Genomic DNA, 18,128 nt, shown 5'->3' on the forward strand with positions numbered 1-18,128 from the left:
ACAACCAACATATATTTACCATGGGGCAGGCTATTTGATTTAGCCTGCCCCTTTTTTATACTTTAATAATTCACATACTTTTCTTCAAAAGTACCATCGGCATACAGGTCTATCAAACCATAGCCGGGGGCTGTTTCCCGGCGGTTCCCCTCCCACCAGGCACCGGAAACGGCGCCGTTACACAGGTAGGTAACATTGTTATAAACTACCTTATCGCGCATATGCAGGTGACCGCTCACACATAACTTTACGTTGGGGTGCTGGTAAAACAGGTTAATGATCTTAGCCGTATCGGTATGCATATCGCCGCCAAGCATTGTCCACTTGTTTACAATATCATCCTCTATCATCAGTAAAGCCGTCAATATCGGTATGTGCGACATAACCATTACCGACATATTGGCGTCCGTAGCTTTCAGCTCATCGCTGAGCCAGTTAAGCTGTTCATCGCCCAGCTTACCTATATACCAGGTATTATCAATATCTAAATGCACACTATCCAGCACAATAACCTTCCAGCCATTCTTAACCATACTGTAGTAGGGCTTTACAAGCTGTAACTTATCCAAAGCGTATTTTTTTCCGTAGATGGCCTGGCCCTTGTCGTCCTCGTACCACCAGATATCGTGGTTGCCCAAACAATAATGAGCGGGCAAACTGCATTCATTTTTCATGATGTTTTGCACCAGTTTCCATTGATCATTGATAGTGCCGATGTTTTCCTTGTTCATATCAAAAACAATATCACCGCCATTTAATACCATATCAACCTTTGGCGTTTGCTGCTGCAGGTGGTGGAGGCACCTGGTAAACCTGGCAGGGGCATCAAACTTATCCTTCAGGTGCACATCGGTAATGTGGGCTACCCGCAATGCCGGCTTTGCAGCCGGTGTTGTATTGCCAAGTGCTAATGAAGGTGCCAGAAGCAGGCCGCCTATATTTTTTAATGCTGATCTTCTTTCCATAATATAAAAGCTGCCTCCTGGGTTCAGGCAATTTTGGGGTTAAAAATACATTTATAATATTGGTGAGCCGCGGGAATTTCTGTTAAACTTTTATTAAGAAAATAATGACCGAAACATTTATATAAAGCAAAAAGCCTTCCGCGTTAGCAGAAGGCTTAATAGATTTGTGTAGGGAAGGTTAAAATATTATTTCGGAGCGCTTAGCTATTAATTATTGAAGATATGGCCTGCCTGGCATGTACTCATTTACAGCCCCGGCAATGTATTTATTGTTGTAAGCCATTTCTTTGTTTTGCAAAACTGATTTATAATAAAGCAGCAGAAAATCGTACACCCCCAGTTCGTGAACCTGCTGGCTGGTCTTAAACAAGCGGTTCATACTCATTTGAATAAGGCTGATCACAAGCAGGTTCAAATCCTGCGGCACCGTTCCGGATGAAATAAGTTCGGCAAGCAATAAAGCTGCCGGTCTGTTGTTTAAACTCCGGTACCTGAGCAGGTCGTTGCCTGCAACCGCGGCACCTTCCACAAAAAGGTCCTCAATCTTGTTGCGGCAATGCCTGTATTTAAAAGTCAGTTGCTTTGAAAGCAGGTTATCATAATTAACGTCCGGATATGATGAGGCTACAAGCAGCTCCATAAGCTCGCTCTTTTGTTCGATTTGAAAATCAAAATCATTCAACAGCCTGTCAATTGATAACAGTCCCCAGAGCCACCTCAGCTCTTCAAAGTTTTCGGTCACATCCGCTCTTGATATAAGACTGGCTATGGCAAGGCTATCATTAAAAAACAACTGTTCAACAAGCTCAATCGACGCTTCTCCGTAACGTTCCAATTCGCGCTCGTAGGTATCAAACTGAACCTTCCAGATCTGCTTTGATTTAATTAAGGCCGAAAAGGAACTGTTAATATTTTGAATTACCCTCCCCAGTGCAAATACAGAAGCAAGGTGGACCCTGAAACGAATATGGGGTTCAGGATCGGCATATCGTACATAAAACCATTGATCAATCAGGTCTTCATGGTAAAGCTTTTTGCTTAGCTGTATCAGCTCATTGCCTATTACATGCTCGGCAGTTTCAATACCGCAATATAGTTTTACATACAGCCATTCATCACCCGGGAAAAACTGGCGTTTGGCCACGTTTGTGCTAAGCGGCCCCATACTGGTATATTTGCCGGCTACTTTTTCGCCCCGTTTTAAAACAGCGACAAACTGGTTACCGATAAACTTTTCATCCTTCTTTTTAAGCATGATATTATCGCGTTCGCCAATGTATTCCTTTAAAATAATTTCATTCTTTTTCTTGCATGACGAAAGCCATGCAGCAACCTCAAGCCTGCTGTTGGTATGTACAACCAATTCACTGTCAATATCTGTAAAAACGAAAGCCTCGGGCAAATCCCAGTATTTAACAAACTTCGCCCATGCTTCGTTGTAATCAACTGCCAGTTCTTTTAACAGCTGCTGTAAATCAGCATTGGTCATGTACCAGGTTTTTAAGGCTAATATTACACCTTCATAAACTACCCTTGGCGTTTTAGTTACCCCAAGTTTAGGTAATATATCAAGGTTAAACCCAAGCTGGTATTTTGAATCCTGGCATTGCAAATCGGCCAGGAACCTGTACACCGGTAAGGCCGTCATGCCATAATTATATGCTGTATTTAAGCGGGGGATAATCCGTTTGCCTAATTTGGCCGAACGCAGAACAACGTTATCTCCTTTAACAGACACAAGCAAATCTGTTAAATTAACTTTCTGGTCGCCGGTGCTTACCGGCGTTTGAAACTGGTAATCCCGATATGGTGCGGAGATAAAGCTCCCCAGGCAGTCATCAGGCGAGTGTACAATTTCGGCAACTATAGCCGGCTCATAAATACGGGTTTCTGTTTCGGCTATTTCATCAAGGATCTGGCCAAAATTCCGCTCGGCATTGGCCAAACGGCCAAACATGGAGGTACCGGCCGGCCACCCGCAATGTTCAAGATACAGCAAGGGCTCATCATGGCCCGAAATACGGAACATTACCGAAAAGCTTGGGGGCAACTCATCATCGTAAGCCTTAACGCTGTCAAACTGCGATTTCTTTAAATGTATAATTTCCCGCCCCGGGTTATTAACAATTTGCCCGATAAGCCACTTCACGGCACTGGTATATTGCAGATCATGCTTGTCAGCTGCAAAGCCGGATGGTTCTGTATAACTGTTTATGGCATAGCCGATACCTTTTTCAGGATCAAGCGCTTCTGTAAGCAAAATCTCCCGCTCATGATACCTGTCGCGGAAGCGTTTTATAAACGTTTCCAGGTTTTTACTTTGGTGCCTGGGTGTGATCCGGTTAAGCAGATCAATGGCATCGAGCAATTTATCGGCATAAGCTTTATCAAGCGTAGCTGAATCTGCTTGCCTAAAATAATCAACCTGCAGCAATGTCCCCTGTGAGGCATCACCTGGCAAATCTTTCAAAATCATAGCAACCTTATTATTTTTTGTAATTACATTATCGGTACCGGTCAGCACCTCCTTAACGGTATTCAGTATTGATAAATAGTTTTGTGCTTGTGCACTTTGATGTGACAAGCGGGTAAAAATGTCAATAGCCTGGTCAAGGTATTCTCCACTGTCAATACACGGTTCAAGCTCACTCCACAAAACCTGGTTTTTAATCAATTGGTCCAAAAAAACAGCGGCACCTTCCGGAGTTTTGCCAAGCGTTTGCGTTATAAATAAGCCTATCGAATTGTATGTCCGGGCGCTTTCACAAAACCCGATAACCGCCTGCAGATCATCAGATATCTTTACCGGCGATGCTTTGTATTTACCACAGTTTGCGGTTTGACGGTCAATTTTACGATAGACCCCGTTTAAGGTATACATTGTTTTATTTGCCCTGTAACTTAACAATGTCCGTATGACACGATTATTTAAAATTTGGCCGTTCAAATTAACCGCCGCGGCAACATTAAGCCTTACATACTGGTAAGCATCGCCAAGCTGTAAATCGGTAGTATCCCCCCAGGTAACAGGAGCGCAACCTGCAAATAACCCTGATGGATTGGTGCCGGTAGCGCTCCTGTTAATAAATTTGGCAAGGGTTATTTCAAGCTTTTCCAGTTTTTTCGCGTCGGTAATATCATCTATATGCAAAACCGCTTCATACAGATCTTTAGAGGTAAGCCACAGCGCCTGCATAAATAACTCATCTCTGGTGAATGCCCTGATAGTTTCCTTATCAATTGTTCCTACGCTATTAAATGCAGGAAATCTGAGCATCAGGCTTGATGAAAATTTATACTGTTCGGATAATTTGGCTGTTTTCATAGTGGTTACCAATGATGATCGCCGTTTAATAAATATCACCCGCACTTTGGTTCATTTATGCTGATCCCGTTAGAAACCTGTATTGGTGGTGGTGGTTGCTGTCTCAACAGTAGTACCGGTTTGCAAATAATAGCCGGCGTTGTTATTCTTAATTATTGAATTATTTACTACACGATTTAAAACCTGTATTTGCTTAATTTGAATCTTTGGTAAAGAAGCTTTGTCATGATTTTTCATAATTTTAATGACTTAAAAGGGTTATGAATTATTGATTATTGGATTGTGATTAGCATAAATTTGGCTAACACACTGGTGCAGAAGAAATAATTAGTACCAATGCTCAATTCTTAATGACCAAAATGCCCCAGAACAGGGACGAAAAAAAATATGACAACAAGGTTTGAAGTTAATAAGAGACTAAAAACAATATCTCAACATTTGCTATTTTGGGTTTGTTATGCGCTTTATGAAGCAATTATTGGATATTTCGGAGGGCTTGGCATAAGACCACTCGGTACATTATTGTCGTTCATAGTAAATGCCGCAACTTTTTACAGTATTAGTTACAGCTATGCCTTATTGAAAGAAAAAGTAAAAACTATTATTGGGGTCGTGCTTTTGATGATAGTTATTTCTACTGCTATCATTTTTATATCTGTAATACTAAAAATAGTTAATGATTCAATATTAGACCACTCAGTTTTTGGAGCTGATGCTACAAAAGTTCGCATAACTGCGTTTATTATGCGTGCTATATATTTTGTTGTAATGGGTTTGGCTTATGCCATTTTTAGAGAATTAGTGCAAAAGGAGCGTGAAGTAGTTATACATAAATTGGAAAAGCTCAACCTTATCGAGGAGCAGCAAAAATTAGAAAAGAAAGCCCTTCAAGCCGAACTAAACGTCATCAAATCCCAAATCAATCCGCACTTTGTATTTAATACACTCGGCTTTTTATATGCTGAAACTTATAAGAAGCTCCCCGAAGTTGGGCAGTCAATCATTACACTTTCAAACATCATGCGGTATGCATTAACCAAAAATGAGGACGGGTTTAGCAGCCTTGAAAGTGAGCTTGCCTACATCAAAGACTTCATAAAAATTCATGAAGACCGCAGCAAAGCTTTTTTTATGAAGATAAGTATCGAAAGCGGTGTTATTCCGTATAAGGTAGTATCATTGGTTTTAATTACCCTTATCGAAAACATGTTTAAGCACGGTATTTTCAATCAAAGCACAAAGGAGGCTGTGTTGAGCATTACTGTTGAAGATGGGATGCTGCATTTTTATTCGCTTAATTATAAAAACAATAACAGCGTTAACAAAATACAATCGAACGGGATAGGATTAAATTATATTCGCGAAAGATTAACGGATGAGTATGGCCGGGACGGATATGAACTATTGGTGGATGAAACGCACAACAGCTATGAATGCAAACTTACCATGCCTTTAAAGTATCATGAAAGTAATTAACTGTATTATAGTTGAGGACGAGCCTTATGCCATTGATATTTTAAGCGATTTTATATCAAAGGTGCCTTTCATTAACCTTACCGAAACGTTTACCAATCCTATTGACGCATTATTGTATTTAAAAGGATCAGCGACTGACCTCATTTTTCTTGATATAAACATGCCTGAGCTTTCGGGTATCGACCTGATTAAAATGCTACCTAAAAGCACGGAGATCATCATAACATCTGCTTTCAGTGAATTTGCACTGGCAGGGTTTGAAAACAATGTACTTGATTACCTGCTTAAACCCTTTGCTTTCGACAGGTTTTTACAGGCTTCACAAAAAGCCCTTGATAAGCTAATATTGCTTTCATCAAATAAGCCGGTCCCGGTTATTGACCTGCAGCCAAAGCCCGACTCATTTTACCTGAAAACCGATCACGGTAAAATTGTGCGCATCAATTTTGAAGATATCATTTATATAGAAGGGCTTAAAAATTACTGTTCGGTTTTTACAGAAAATGAGCGGCATATCTCGCTGGTGAGCATGAAAACCTTGGTTGACACCCTGCCCCAGGAAAATTTTGCGCGGACCCATAAATCATATATTATTGCTTTAAAACGCATTAAAGCCATTGATGGCAACATGGTGACCTTTGATAAGATCAAAGAAAAGATCCCCATAGGGGTTACTTACCGCGACAGCTTTTTCGCACTGCTCAATAATAAGATGTTTAAGTAAGCTATCCTTTCCCTTTCCGGGCTTTTTCCGATTTGAGGAACTTTAAGAGCAACCCGTACAGGATGCACTCATGCAGGCGCTGCCGGTTGCTAAAATAGCGGTTAACTGCCATGTGGATCACGCTGCTCAAAAACTTCACATTCCAATCAATAGTGTAGTTTTGCAGCAGTAATTCTACCTGCATTCTTTTTTGCCGAAGCAGGTCATCATATGCTAAAAGCAGGTTATTAAGGCTGCCATGATATTTTCTATATAACTGATCAATCTGTATTTTAACCGCCTTATCATCAAATTCGGCAAAAAAATAAGCCTGCTGCCTTTCAACAAATTGCAGTTGGTCGTTCAGGTCCTGGCTCATCAGGTTTAAGTAATCTTTGATCAGCCAAAAAATCAGGAGCCAGTCTTCCGTATCATAGCGGTTGCTTTCAAGCAGCCTGAATACGCTGCAGCAAAATGAAGTTTCAATGCAAAAAAGGCCCTCGGCCTGTTCAATTTGTTGCCCGTAACGTTCCAGTTCGCGCACGTAGGTATCAAGCTGTACAACATGAAGCTGCCCGCTTGTCAAAAATGGCGACAACACCTCGCGCACAGCCAGGTAAACATCTTGAAAATCAACCTCCTTAAGCAAATTAATCCTAACCCGGATGTGATTATCCGGGTCGTGGTACCGGATAAAAAACCATTGCTTTATCTTAACAGTGCCTGAATAATTTAACAGTTCATCCAATTTTAACAGCACCTCATTGGCGATATTACTACTGAGATATAGCTTGATAAACAACCACTCGCTGCCGGGAAAAAAATTACGCTGAAGTGTATTTTCAATATATTGAAAATATGGGGGCTTTAAAGGCCTGTCGAAATAAAGGGGTGCAACAAACTGGTGCATATAAGGATTGCCATCCGCATCTCGTACAATAGCCTCATGCTGAAGGTGAATACACTCAGATAAAATCAAAACCGGGTCCTGCTTTGCTATTTCCTTTGCAAGTACCTGTATGCTAATTTCATTTTCAGTATCAATCAGTAATTCATTATCGCCCTTTATTATATAAAATTTATCGGGCAGTAACCACTCATTCCTAAAGCTGTTAAACAAATCGCCGAATTTATCCATGAATTTTTCAGCCTTGCAAAGTTCACCCAAAATAGCGGGGGTAAACTTCCAGGTAGCACGGTGCAGGATAACGCCAAACCTGGTTTCAACGCGTGGAAAAAACACAAAATCTGTTGAGAGTGCGCCCCAGTTAAAACTTAAGCTGCCATTGCCCCGCTGATGCTGGATATCGCACAAAAAGGTGTAAATGGGGTGCTGCGACCTGTTATAATTATAAGCACTGCTTAAGCGCGGAACTACTTCCCGCTGATGTTTTTTTGAAAACAATTTAAAAACGCCCTGCTCAAGCTTTATGTAGATATCGTCAAGCCTCAAAACTGAACTTCCCTTGGCATCATCAATATAAGCCAGTTCGTGAGGCCAGAAAGGCGGGTGCATCATAACGTTTAAGATCCGTTCTTCGGGCATATGGATCACTTCGGCAAACATGGCATCCGGGCAGTTGGCGATCTCCTTTGCCGCTATCTCTAAACCTGTTTTATAAATTTCGGCATCCCCAACTGCAAACCGTGCTATCATGCTTAAAGCGCCGGGCCCGGTAACTCTTTCCAGGTATACCATATCGTTTTCAAAAAGCTGAAAAACCGCCGACATGGAAAATGGCAAATGATCCGGGCTGCGTTCCCTGGCAAAATTATCAGGTATAATAACTTTATACTGTTTTTCAATTTTGGCGCGGTTTAACAGGTTGAGCATTTTAAAATCTATTTCTGTATAATCCACCCACGAAGGGCCCCCTTCACTTCCGGTGTACAGCCCTTCTGTAAAAAGGGTTTCATGCTCATACCATTGTCCGTATTCGATTCCTGTATCGGTGTCAAATGCCTCCAGCAGCGGTACGCTCTGCTCCTCATACCTTTTCCTGAACCTGCCTTTAAACTGCTCAATCCTTTTATTGGGAGCCACGGCACTCACATTATTAAGCAATACAATCGCCTTAGTTATTTTCCATTGCAATGATTGGTCAAGCTCCCGGCTTTCCATCTCGTTAAACCTGGTTACATGTACCTGGTCTTTAAGTTCCCTGCCGGTTATGTGGTTGGTAATTTGTTCAATAGCGGTATAGAACGAAAACCAGTTTGAGCTTTCTGCATCTCCATTATTAATTTTATTAAGCAAACCGACCAATTCATTAATGGTATCGCTTAATTCCGCATCATCAGTCTTTTGCAAAAAAACAGGGAAATCACACCCTATTGCCGGTTCAAATGCCGGTTTTAGCAGTTGCCCTTCAATAAGGTCATTAATAAATACAATAAAATCATCAGGCTCAAAATCCGGGAATTTTTCGAGCAGCTGTTGTTTATTCCATATTTTATCACCAACTACAGCAACTACATCATCAAGCACCTCATTGCATGCAATAGCACTCACCTGGTAAACCCTTTGGTTATCAATAATTTGATAAGTAATAAATCGTAAATCGCCCCCCACTTTATAAAGGGTATTATTAAGCTTATATCCTGCAGATAATTGATTGGCATTTTCAATTTGTTTGGCAAGCGAAAAACTCACCACAGCATCGGGCACTGCATGGCTCCTGAACTTTGCCGAAAGTTTTACTTTATTAACATCCCCCCAGTAAACTGACGAACAACCCGCAAACAGCCCAAACGGCGTAGCCCGGTTTGCCATACGGGCCATATATTTATAAAAACTTGATAGTAATTGAGCTTCTTTAGCTTTTGTTTGCCGCTTGTTTGCAAAAAAAGCATCCAGTTCATTATAAAGCGATTTACTTGCTATGTAAATACTTTCCTTGATTAGCCTGTTATCCCATAATGTAAGCAAGTTTTTTTTATCAAGCTTTTGCCTGTACGACAAAGCAGCCGAGCGTAAAATTAAACCGTTAATAAAATTAACTTTCATCTGGATGTACAGGCAAGGTTCAGTATGTAAACAGCTAATTTAAGTAAAAGCTATTTTTATTAGCAGGTTTGTTATGGGTGTTGTCTATTTCTTTGTTTATAATATGATTACTACAAAACTCAATTGATCAATCATTCTTGTTGAAATGATCTTTAATGTTATTTGAGTTAATAGCGCCCTGCTGTCATGCTTCTCTACTTAACGCAAAAATTGATGTATAGGGCAAGACAATCAAAATATAATCATCTTACACGTACATTATCCAAAATAGGGCAGCAAAAACTTATAAAATATCATCTTTCAGTATTTAAGAACTTATAGTTCCAGGCGCCTTAACTAATAGTCGGGGTTCAGGTTATCTATTTGTAAGCAATCTGCATGACACGGCATGATAACCACAAGCGATGACGTTTGCAGGAACATATGGACGACTGAAACTACATTAATTACTCTAATAGCAACGCATCCTCATCATCGGTAAGGTTAAGCTGAATAGTATCACTCCCCGCAATCCCTTCAATACTGCCGCGGATGTGAGCGGCACTTAGCAGCACTTTATCCAGCTGCTTTTCGCGGGCTTTCCATAACTTTTCCATGGCATCGCGTTCGCGCTGAATGGATTGGCGCATGCTCATATATCCTTCACGAATAGCCTTCCATTGCTCCGAAAACTCGCTGCTGGTAAGGTAATCGTACAACAGGTGCATTTTATCACCTTTATTATCCTGAGATTTGGCCAGGTTTGATAATTTCATCACCCCATCCCTTAAAATGTAGGATACCGCCTTTACCTCGTCAAAACTACAGATCCAAACCCCGTCACGTTCGCCAAAGCAATCCATCCCTTTCGGGTAGCATTGGGTTACAATAACGGCTACATCAACCCCCATGCTGCGCATATCTTTTTTAAGCTTCTCGATCCAGTCTGCCGAAAAAGCATTGGTACGCTTGCTTTCATAAATAATGCGGCCGCACTCCTGGCCAAACTGGTTGCGCACGGTTTGTACGCAGTCGGCACCGCGTACGCCCTTCCCTACTTCGCTTATGATATCGAACGGGAAATAATTGCGTAATAACTCTTCCAGTATCAGTTCCTGGGCTTCGCCCTGCAGCTGCATAGAACCCTGCTCTGCTTTGCGCTTCATTTCATCAGCCAGTTTCTTCTGATCATCAAGCTGTTTCTCAAGCTCTTTTACTTTTAACTGGTATTCGGTGTCTTTTATGCTATGGCGCTCGGCTTCCTGCTTGCGGATCTGGTCGGTAAGTTCGTTCCGCTGCTCCTGCAGCTTGCGCTGTACGGCAAGCTCCATCTCTTCTTCCTTTTGATGCAGCTGTTTCTCACGCTGCAAAAATTCCAGCTCTTTCTGGCGTGATAGTTTTAGTTTTTCCTCAGTTTCAGCGGCTGAATTTTTGAGCAGTACAAGCTGGTTCTCAAAATCCTGGCTTATGGTTTTACGCAGGTTATCTTCAAGCGTTTGCTGCAATTGCTTTTTTTCGTTGTTAAGCCTTTGTTCAAAGGCTGCCTGCTGCTGGCGCTCCTTATTTAAAAACTCCTCATCCTTTTTGCGGTATTCCTCCTCTTTTTGACGGGTATAATCCATCATTTTAACCCTGAGCTCTTTTTTATACTCCTCGGCCATTACCTCCTCTATCGGAAAACCGAAACCACAACTTGGGCACTTAACTTCTGTAGCCATATTATTTATATAAAAGCTGAGAGCAGAATGCACAAAGCTTTAAGCTAATAACTTGATTATTGATACTATTCAATTACTTTATAAAAGGAAAATATTTCCTGTAAACCAAAGATAGGGATTTTACTGTTTAGCACATGATATGGTAACCCATAAGGGGTATTAACATTATTGTAACAAAATGAAACTACAATGATAACAATCTGTTGTAAATGCCGTTTAAAATACCGAAGTTTATAACATGCAGATATTGAGAATTGGAAAGGTAATGTGGAGTCACGATTATGACCTGGCCACATTAGGGTTGGCAAATGACGGAGGAGCATTATTTGCATTTACCCCGCCACCACACCATTATAACGGCGAAATTATACTTACCCCTAAAAGCCTTGTACTTGACGGCGATAGTTATGAACATATCCCGCTTGATAGCCTTGAGCAGTTATATTTAGGTTTTGACGAGCTTTACAAACGTTCGATGGTACGGAACAATGGTTTATTCTGGCAGCCGTTAAGACTACGCTACAGGCTAAAAGAAGAGCTTATCACCTTATATCTTATTGTTGATCATACTCTTTTTGGAGCTAAAAATCAATTGTGGTTTAATACCCTAAAACAACTGCTTTCCCGCAAGGCCTAAGCGGATCTTCTTTTCTCCCTCTTTTTACCGGCGCTTCTTTCAAAGCTAAGCAGTTGCTCAGCAAATTACCAATTCAGGTTGTAAAAATACCGTGTAACGGGTATTTTATAAAAAGAAACATAGTGACATATTTGCAGCGCATTATTTGCGCTAAATACCATTATCACTTTTTTATGAAAAAACTTGGTTTCCTGAGGCTATTCTCCTGCTTGCCCCTCATCGCCATCATCATTCCTGACATAACCGAAACGCTTATCAATCCGGAGTTTAAAGTACCCTTTACACATGTAGTAGCGAGTGCGGCCCTTATTTCAATAATTGGTATTTGTACATTGATAATCCGCTATCAAAAAAAGCAGGGATTAAAAATGCAGTACCTGCATTCCCAAGCATAGATCTTCAACTGCCTGTATCATAAAAACAAAAAAACGGCGCGGTTATCCGCGCCGTTCCTGTTAATATATTGTTGCAATTATTTGGCTTTGCCAAACTCGCCATTTGCTTTAATAGCAACTTCGTCACTTACCATAGCGTTACCAAATTTTGAACCGAAGTTAAAGTCAGAACGTTTGATGGTGCCGGTTAACTGGAAGCCTGCATCATCAGCCTTGCTCATTGGGTTTTGGATAGTACCACGGTACCATAAATCAAATGAAGCCGGTTTGGTTACACCGTGTAAGGTTAAGTTACCGGTAAGTTTGTAGTGTTTATCAGATGTTTTGGTGATACCGGTGCTGGTAAAAGTGATGGTTGGGTAAGCGGCAACATCAAAAAAATCAGGGCTTGTGATGTGTTTATCGCGCTGATCGTTATCTGTAGTTACTGAAGCGGTTTGTATGCTGATCTGGAATTTAGCGTCGCTGAAATCAGGTTTAGCGGCAGTAATGGTTGCATCATAGTTTTTAAAAATACCATCAACATCAGATACCATTAAGTGGGTTACTGTAAATTTAACGTTTGAGTGCGCTTTGTCTACAGTCCAGGTAGTTTGTGCCGATGCCGCCGTGTAGCTGAATGCTGCTGCTAACAGGATAAAAATCTTTTTCATTGTTTAATTTCTTTTTTGTTTTTGATTTATGGCTCAAAAGTATATAAATGATCCATATTTCAAGCAAAATAAGTGTTTAAACATTCTTTTATTGAAATCGGATGACAATATACTACCATTTTAGTAGAACTTACAAGAAAAGTAAACTATTTCTGAGAGATTTATACCTTAGGTTTTTAAGGTTTTTTGTTTGTTACGGAGCATGATCAATGCCTTATCGGCCCTTACTTTACGGGTAACCTCCTGCTTAGCCGAGCCTATCCAATCACAATAACCTTGTTTATATGATTTAGACAGGCTTGCAAAAAACGCATGGGCTTCAGTATCACTGTCAAGCAGGGCCTGCAGTTCGGCAGGTGTACTTTCAATATGTTCGCCGGGTTTAAGCATGGTCTTCTTATCTGGGTTTATTTCCTGATAAAGATAATTAATTGGAATAAACACCGGGTTGAAAAACCATAATTACGGCAAGTAAAACCGCTAAAAGAAATGAGATAGCTAAAAGCGTGTCGATAAGCAGCCTTTGGTTTTTTGATTCCATATTACTTTACTTAAACAGTAAAAGCTGCAGGTTAGCTTACGGTTGAGTTATTGTAAAAACGGTATCAGGCTATAATTATTATTGTGAGTTTGCCCGAAAGGCACATGTAACGCAAATTTTATAAAACCTAAGGCAAATAAAATTGTTACCTAAAGTAATTGAGATTTTACTAAATTAAAGTAATTATGTGAGATAGCCCGGCGTAATAACCGGGCCATCTTTTTAAAGATCTTATAACCAATTATATCCCCCTCTTTATACCTTTTTAACGCCGGTGAAACGGTTGCTCAAAAAAATCGTCAACCTTTTTATTAAAATCACCTGCATGTTCAACCAATGTGCCATGGCCCGAATTAGGCAGGATCCATAAATAAGCGTTCGGAATATTTTCGGCTATCTGAACGGTGTGTGTTGTTACAATAAGGTCATGGTCGCCGGCAATAATCAGCGACGGGCATTTAATAGTTTTCAATGCCGACAGTTTAATATTGGGTTCTTTATAATCAAGCATAAACACCTTCCTGTCGTTCTTTTCTTTGGCGGTGATAAAATGATAATCCTTTTTGCTGGCATATTCGTTTTCCATGTTCTTCCATAGCGAAGGTATAAGGGCTGTAGAATCGGGCCAGAGGTTGGCGCCGGTCGAAGCCAGTTTTATCACTTTTTCGGGATGGCGCATAGCCATCACCAGCGCGTTAATGCCGCCGTCGCTCCATCCTATTACATAAGCCGAATCAATGTGCATTACATCAAGCAAAGAAGCAAAATCATCGGCCATCATTTCAAAAGTAAGTGAATCGCGCGGATCGGCAGATTTGCCGTGCGCTCGGCTGTCAACAGCTATAACTTTATACTTTTTAGCAAAATAGGGTATGTTTTTTTCGAAAGCATTGATGCTGCCCCCGTTACCGTGGATCATTAACAGGGGTTTGCCTTTACCATAAACTTCGGTGTAAAGCTTTATCCCTCTAACATCATAATATTTACCGGCAGCGGCATTATCGCCATAAACAATACCTTTTTGCTGGCTGCAGGCCATAAATGCCTGGCATACCAGTACAGCTAACAACAGTTTTTTTAACATCATGATCGGCCCGATTTAAGTTCATTAAATATACATAGATAATGCATAGTTTAAACTTCTGTTGCCTGGCTCAGCAAATATTTTTTAGATAGTGCTGTAAATCAAACATGTATTATATTTGCGCACTTTAACAAAGCGCTTTTTAAACCATACGGTTAAAACAATATCATACCTATAATTATTTGTTATAGAATGAATGTTTATAAAGCTGTATACATATATGTTCATGCCTGCTACCTTTCCTAAAAAGTATAAAATAATTACTTCGCTTTTTTCTTTGCTATGCGTGCTTTTTGCCACCAGGTGTTTTGGGCAACAGTCCGCAGCAACCCCCAATCGTTTCAAGTTTAAAACGGTTATTATCGATGCCGGACACGGAGGAAAAGACCCCGGATCGCACGGGGCTTATTCAAAGGAAAAAAACGTTTCGTTAAGTATCGCCAAAAAGTTAAGGGATGCCATAAACGATGAAATGAGCGGTATAAAAGTGGTAATGACCCGCAGTACCGACGTTTTTATTGAGTTGCACAAACGTACCGATATCGCTAACGACAATCACGGCAACCTGTTCATTTCCATCCATTGCAATTCATCGCCCCAGCGAAAAGGATCATCAAGGGGAACCTTGTTGCTTGTATACGGCTTTCACCGCAGCCAGGAACAGCGTGAAGCTTTGCGCGAAAACGCTTCGATATTTATAGAAAAGGATTATAAAGAAAAATACAATGGCTATGGCGATGACGCAGTAGTAAATACTATTGTGCTTAACGCGTTTCAGCAAAAATACCGCAAGCAAAGTATTCAGTTTGGCGATTTGGTTGATAACCAGTTCCGCAAAACTAATGGAAGGCATAGTTTGGGCGTAAAGGAACAGGGTGTTTTGGTATTAGCACAAAGCGGTATGCCTGCCGTACTGGTTGAAACCGGGTTTATCAATAATCCATCTGATGAAGCATATCTGAACTCGGCCAGCGGACAAAACGAAATTGTACGATCAATTCTAACAGCGCTAAAGCAATACCGTAATAATTTGGAGGGGAACTGAGAATAAATGGGGGCAGGTTGCAACATTTACGTCCCCGCTGCCCCTATTTTTATTTTATCCTGTGGATGATAAAGCCGTTATGAACGGTTTCCATACCTACTTTAGGGTAATACTCCATAGCTGTTGCGGCCGAAAGCAGTAAAAGCATAGTTTCATCGCCAATGGCTTCTTTGGTTAGTTCAATCAGCTTTTTGCCTATCCCTTCTTTTTGATAAGCTTTAGTAACTGCCAGGTCTGAAAGATAGCAGCTGTAACAAAAATCGGTCAGCGCGCGGGATATGCCTACCAGTTTATCACCATCCCAGGCGCTTACCACAAGGTTTGAGTTTTGGTACATCCTGGCAATCCGCTGCTCGTCATGGGTTGGGCGTTTCAGCCCCGCTGCATCGTAAAGTTCTATCACTTGCCGGGCGGATGGTATTGTACCGGTTTTATAAGTTATTTCCATATTGTTATTGAGTTGTTTACAAGCTTTTAATCAAATGTAAACAGCATCCGCATTATCCCAATAAGCCAGGATTAAGAAAGCAGGTAGTCCAGCAAATATGAAAACGGTAAGCGGGCAGCAAGTTTTACAGCGTATCATTCAGACCGCTTTACCTAAGTGTTAGTTAATTACCATTTTTTAAAAATAACAAATACCGCCAGCACAATTAGCCCGAAACCTACCAAATGGTTCCAGCCCAGTTTTTCATTTTTGAAAAGCAGAGTGGTGAATATCATAAATACCGTGAGGGTAATGGCTTCCTGAATGGTTTTTAATTCTACCAGGGTAAAAGGGCCGCCGTTTTCCTTAAAGCCTCCTTCGTTAGCAGGTACCTGGAACAGGTACTCAAAAAACGCCAATCCCCAGCTTATAAGTATAATAGCTATTAAGCTCAGGTTTTTTCCCCAGTCATACTCCTTAAACTTAAGGTGCCCATACCAGGCAAATGTCATGAAGGTGTTGGAAATAAACAGGAATGTAACGGTACGTAAGCCTTTCATTAATGCAAATATTTGGCGCAAATATCAGTAAATTGAGATTTTATATCACCAGCAATTGCAAATTACCATACATAACGCTACAAACCGATTATTAAAACTTGAAAACCAGCTCGGCCCCAAGCGAAAGCGAATTCCAGTTTTGTTTTCCCGAAACATCGCCCAAAGTTAGTTTCTGGGAAAAGAAATTATATTTTGATTCGATGCTGATCCCTAATTTAGGGGTTATCGGAAATATTACCCCTACTTTAGGAGCATAATATAATGATTGTGACCATTTATCATAAACAAATGGATCTATCCCGTCAATTTCATAACCTACAGCAAAATCAGTAAAATATACCCCTAAGTTCACACCGCCATACACCCTGAAGTTATCGGCTACATCAATATTATAAGCGGCGCCGCCATATGCTGCAACTACGGGCATATCCGCATAATATGTATTTGCAGTTGAGCCGGTACCTTCAACTTCTTCTGAAATTAAATATTCATCAGGCTTAAAGTTCATGTACCCTAAGCTCAAATTTGCGGTAAAGGGGCCTAAAAACCTATAAACGCTGGCATTAAAATTAATGGCAGGTTTAAAGGTAGAATTAAAATTACCTTGCGGGATATCAACACCTGTACCTGCGGCTATGCCCCAGCCATCGCTAAAATTAACAGCGCCGCTGCCTCCACCGCCATACGTTAATGCCCGGCTGGAATGATGCTGGGCCATAGCAGCGTTAAAACAACAAAACAGTATAACTATTAAAAATAGCCTAAAACAGATAGCTGATTTTTTCATGAGGAGTAAATACGCCCTGCAGGGAGAGGTTAGATAATAGTGTTTAGGGTTCATTTACCCGTAAAAATAAAAAAATAAAGTTAACCCGGAACACTAAATTAATTTCATAACATGTAAAGCCGCAAAAAAGCCCGGCTTAAATAAACCGGGCAACAGGGCTTTAAGGGTACTAAACAATATATTTGGTTTATAATGATTAATGTTAAAAACTACGGGTAGCTGGCCGGGTCCTGTAATTTATTATTGCAACTGCGAACCAGGCCTGTCACCAAATTTACGGATATAGGCTATGCCCAATGTACAAGCAATTATAAAAAGAAATAAAAAACATTCAATGTAAATATGAAACGGCGAAATATCTTGAAAACGGCCAACTATAAAAGTAGAAATATCAGGTAGTAATAAGCCGAACAATGGAAAGCCGGCAAACATTCTTAAAATTGCTAATTTTTCCATAATATTTTAAGGTATAAGTTTAATACGTCTAATTTAAAACTTTAAAGAGTAATAAAAAAATAATATTTACTAAAAAGAAATAAATATTTTCGACATGGTTAATGGCAGGTTTTTTATAAGATTTAAACAGCATCAGAGTTTATAATATTCCTCAATTGAGCGGCCTATTTCCTGCAAAGGGAGCAGATGATCTCCAAAACGATGCTCAATAATTTCCCAGTAGCCCTTGGTTAACCGGGTTATGGTGTAAAAAGCCGAATAATTTAATACACTGAAGGTAGCTTCATTAACAACCGAAGGTATAATTTTATAAGTCCGCTTATTAACTCTTAGTTCAAAAGGCTCCATGGGCATCCGTTTACACAAAAAT

The 18,128-nt window shown here is 40.4% G+C and carries 18 protein-coding genes; 5 read left to right on the forward strand and 13 right to left on the reverse strand.

Annotated elements, in window-relative coordinates; genetic code table 11:
* Nucleotides 1–62 precede the first annotated feature (62 nt).
* The 3 genes from MusilaSJ_RS08365 to MusilaSJ_RS08375 all read right to left on the reverse strand — a co-directional run bounded on the left by MusilaSJ_RS08365 (nt 63) and on the right by MusilaSJ_RS08375 (nt 4,527).
* Entirely contained in the window at nt 63–965 is a 903-nt protein-coding gene (locus tag MusilaSJ_RS08365; protein WP_274989545.1) for a metallophosphoesterase family protein, read from the reverse strand.
* 211 nt (nt 966–1,176) lie between these two features.
* Nucleotides 1,177–4,290 carry a lantibiotic dehydratase gene (locus MusilaSJ_RS08370; RefSeq protein WP_274989546.1) on the reverse strand — a complete coding sequence of 1,038 codons (3,114 nt, stop codon included), beginning with the start codon at nt 4,288–4,290 and terminating at the stop codon, nt 1,177–1,179.
* A gap of 69 nt (nt 4,291–4,359) precedes the next feature.
* Nucleotides 4,360–4,527 (reverse strand): hypothetical protein, encoded by a 168-nt coding sequence (locus MusilaSJ_RS08375; protein WP_274989547.1) that lies wholly within the window; start codon nt 4,525–4,527, stop codon nt 4,360–4,362.
* A 150-nt stretch (nt 4,528–4,677) separates the two neighbouring features.
* Between MusilaSJ_RS08375 and MusilaSJ_RS08380 the strand changes: the two genes are divergently transcribed.
* Together MusilaSJ_RS08380 and MusilaSJ_RS08385 are read left to right on the forward strand one after the other, a co-directional pair.
* The gene (locus tag MusilaSJ_RS08380; protein ID WP_274989548.1) at nt 4,678–5,766 is read left to right on the forward strand and encodes a sensor histidine kinase; all 1,089 of its coding nucleotides are present in this window, start codon (nt 4,678–4,680) and stop codon (nt 5,764–5,766) included.
* Nucleotides 5,753–6,490, forward strand: a complete 738-nt coding sequence (locus MusilaSJ_RS08385) for a LytR/AlgR family response regulator transcription factor (RefSeq protein WP_274989549.1) — start codon at nt 5,753–5,755, stop codon at nt 6,488–6,490. Before MusilaSJ_RS08380 ends, MusilaSJ_RS08385 begins: the two co-directional genes overlap by 14 nt.
* Before the next feature lies 1 nt (nt 6,491).
* Here MusilaSJ_RS08385 and MusilaSJ_RS08390 read toward each other — a convergent pair whose 3' ends face one another.
* Nucleotides 6,492–9,476 carry a lantibiotic dehydratase gene (locus MusilaSJ_RS08390; protein ID WP_274989550.1) on the reverse strand — a complete coding sequence of 995 codons (2,985 nt, stop codon included), beginning with the start codon at nt 9,474–9,476 and terminating at the stop codon, nt 6,492–6,494.
* Nucleotides 9,477–9,922: 446 nt separating this feature from the next.
* Complete coding sequence (locus MusilaSJ_RS08395; protein WP_176844376.1) at nt 9,923–11,173, reverse strand: DUF2130 domain-containing protein; 1,251 nt, start codon at nt 11,171–11,173, stop codon at nt 9,923–9,925.
* Nucleotides 11,174–11,411: 238 nt separating this feature from the next.
* On the opposite strand from MusilaSJ_RS08395, the gene MusilaSJ_RS08400 reads away from it, so the two are divergent.
* Together MusilaSJ_RS08400 and MusilaSJ_RS08405 are read left to right on the forward strand one after the other, a co-directional pair.
* The gene (locus MusilaSJ_RS08400) at nt 11,412–11,810 is read left to right on the forward strand and encodes a hypothetical protein (protein WP_129568859.1); all 399 of its coding nucleotides are present in this window, start codon (nt 11,412–11,414) and stop codon (nt 11,808–11,810) included.
* Between the two features lie 173 nt (nt 11,811–11,983).
* Entirely contained in the window at nt 11,984–12,205 is a 222-nt protein-coding gene (locus MusilaSJ_RS08405; protein WP_274989551.1) for a hypothetical protein, read from the forward strand.
* 77 nt (nt 12,206–12,282) lie between these two features.
* On the opposite strand, the gene MusilaSJ_RS08410 is transcribed toward MusilaSJ_RS08405, so the two are convergent.
* The 3 genes from MusilaSJ_RS08410 to MusilaSJ_RS08420 all read right to left on the reverse strand — a co-directional run bounded on the left by MusilaSJ_RS08410 (nt 12,283) and on the right by MusilaSJ_RS08420 (nt 14,486).
* Nucleotides 12,283–12,858: a YceI family protein gene (locus tag MusilaSJ_RS08410; RefSeq protein WP_274989552.1), complete on the reverse strand. Its 576-nt coding sequence runs from the start codon at nt 12,856–12,858 to the stop codon at nt 12,283–12,285.
* A 168-nt stretch (nt 12,859–13,026) separates the two neighbouring features.
* A complete protein-coding gene (locus MusilaSJ_RS08415) occupies nt 13,027–13,248 on the reverse strand; it encodes a YdeI/OmpD-associated family protein (protein ID WP_274989553.1) in 222 nt (73 codons plus the stop codon).
* A gap of 416 nt (nt 13,249–13,664) precedes the next feature.
* Nucleotides 13,665–14,486 carry an alpha/beta fold hydrolase gene (locus MusilaSJ_RS08420; RefSeq protein ID WP_274989554.1) on the reverse strand — a complete coding sequence of 274 codons (822 nt, stop codon included), beginning with the start codon at nt 14,484–14,486 and terminating at the stop codon, nt 13,665–13,667.
* A 223-nt stretch (nt 14,487–14,709) separates the two neighbouring features.
* Between MusilaSJ_RS08420 and MusilaSJ_RS08425 the strand changes: the two genes are divergently transcribed.
* Entirely contained in the window at nt 14,710–15,528 is an 819-nt protein-coding gene (locus tag MusilaSJ_RS08425; protein WP_274989555.1) for an N-acetylmuramoyl-L-alanine amidase family protein, read from the forward strand.
* A gap of 49 nt (nt 15,529–15,577) precedes the next feature.
* On the opposite strand, the gene MusilaSJ_RS08430 is transcribed toward MusilaSJ_RS08425, so the two are convergent.
* The 5 genes from MusilaSJ_RS08430 to MusilaSJ_RS08450 form a co-directional block, all read right to left on the reverse strand.
* Nucleotides 15,578–15,976 carry a GNAT family N-acetyltransferase gene (locus MusilaSJ_RS08430; protein WP_274989556.1) on the reverse strand — a complete coding sequence of 133 codons (399 nt, stop codon included), beginning with the start codon at nt 15,974–15,976 and terminating at the stop codon, nt 15,578–15,580.
* 167 nt (nt 15,977–16,143) lie between these two features.
* Nucleotides 16,144–16,515 (reverse strand): DMT family protein, encoded by a 372-nt coding sequence (locus tag MusilaSJ_RS08435; RefSeq protein WP_090523799.1) that lies wholly within the window; start codon nt 16,513–16,515, stop codon nt 16,144–16,146.
* Between the two features lie 91 nt (nt 16,516–16,606).
* Nucleotides 16,607–17,356 carry an outer membrane beta-barrel protein gene (locus MusilaSJ_RS08440; RefSeq protein ID WP_342457026.1) on the reverse strand — a complete coding sequence of 250 codons (750 nt, stop codon included), beginning with the start codon at nt 17,354–17,356 and terminating at the stop codon, nt 16,607–16,609.
* Between the two features lie 186 nt (nt 17,357–17,542).
* Entirely contained in the window at nt 17,543–17,758 is a 216-nt protein-coding gene (locus MusilaSJ_RS08445; protein WP_274989558.1) for a hypothetical protein, read from the reverse strand.
* Nucleotides 17,759–17,890: 132 nt separating this feature from the next.
* The gene (locus MusilaSJ_RS08450) at nt 17,891–18,106 is read right to left on the reverse strand and encodes a hypothetical protein (RefSeq protein ID WP_274989559.1); all 216 of its coding nucleotides are present in this window, start codon (nt 18,104–18,106) and stop codon (nt 17,891–17,893) included.
* Nucleotides 18,107–18,128: the final 22 nt, after the last annotated feature.

This window comes from Mucilaginibacter sp. SJ (genome assembly GCF_028993635.1).
Classification (GTDB): Bacteria; Bacteroidota; Bacteroidia; order Sphingobacteriales; family Sphingobacteriaceae; genus Mucilaginibacter.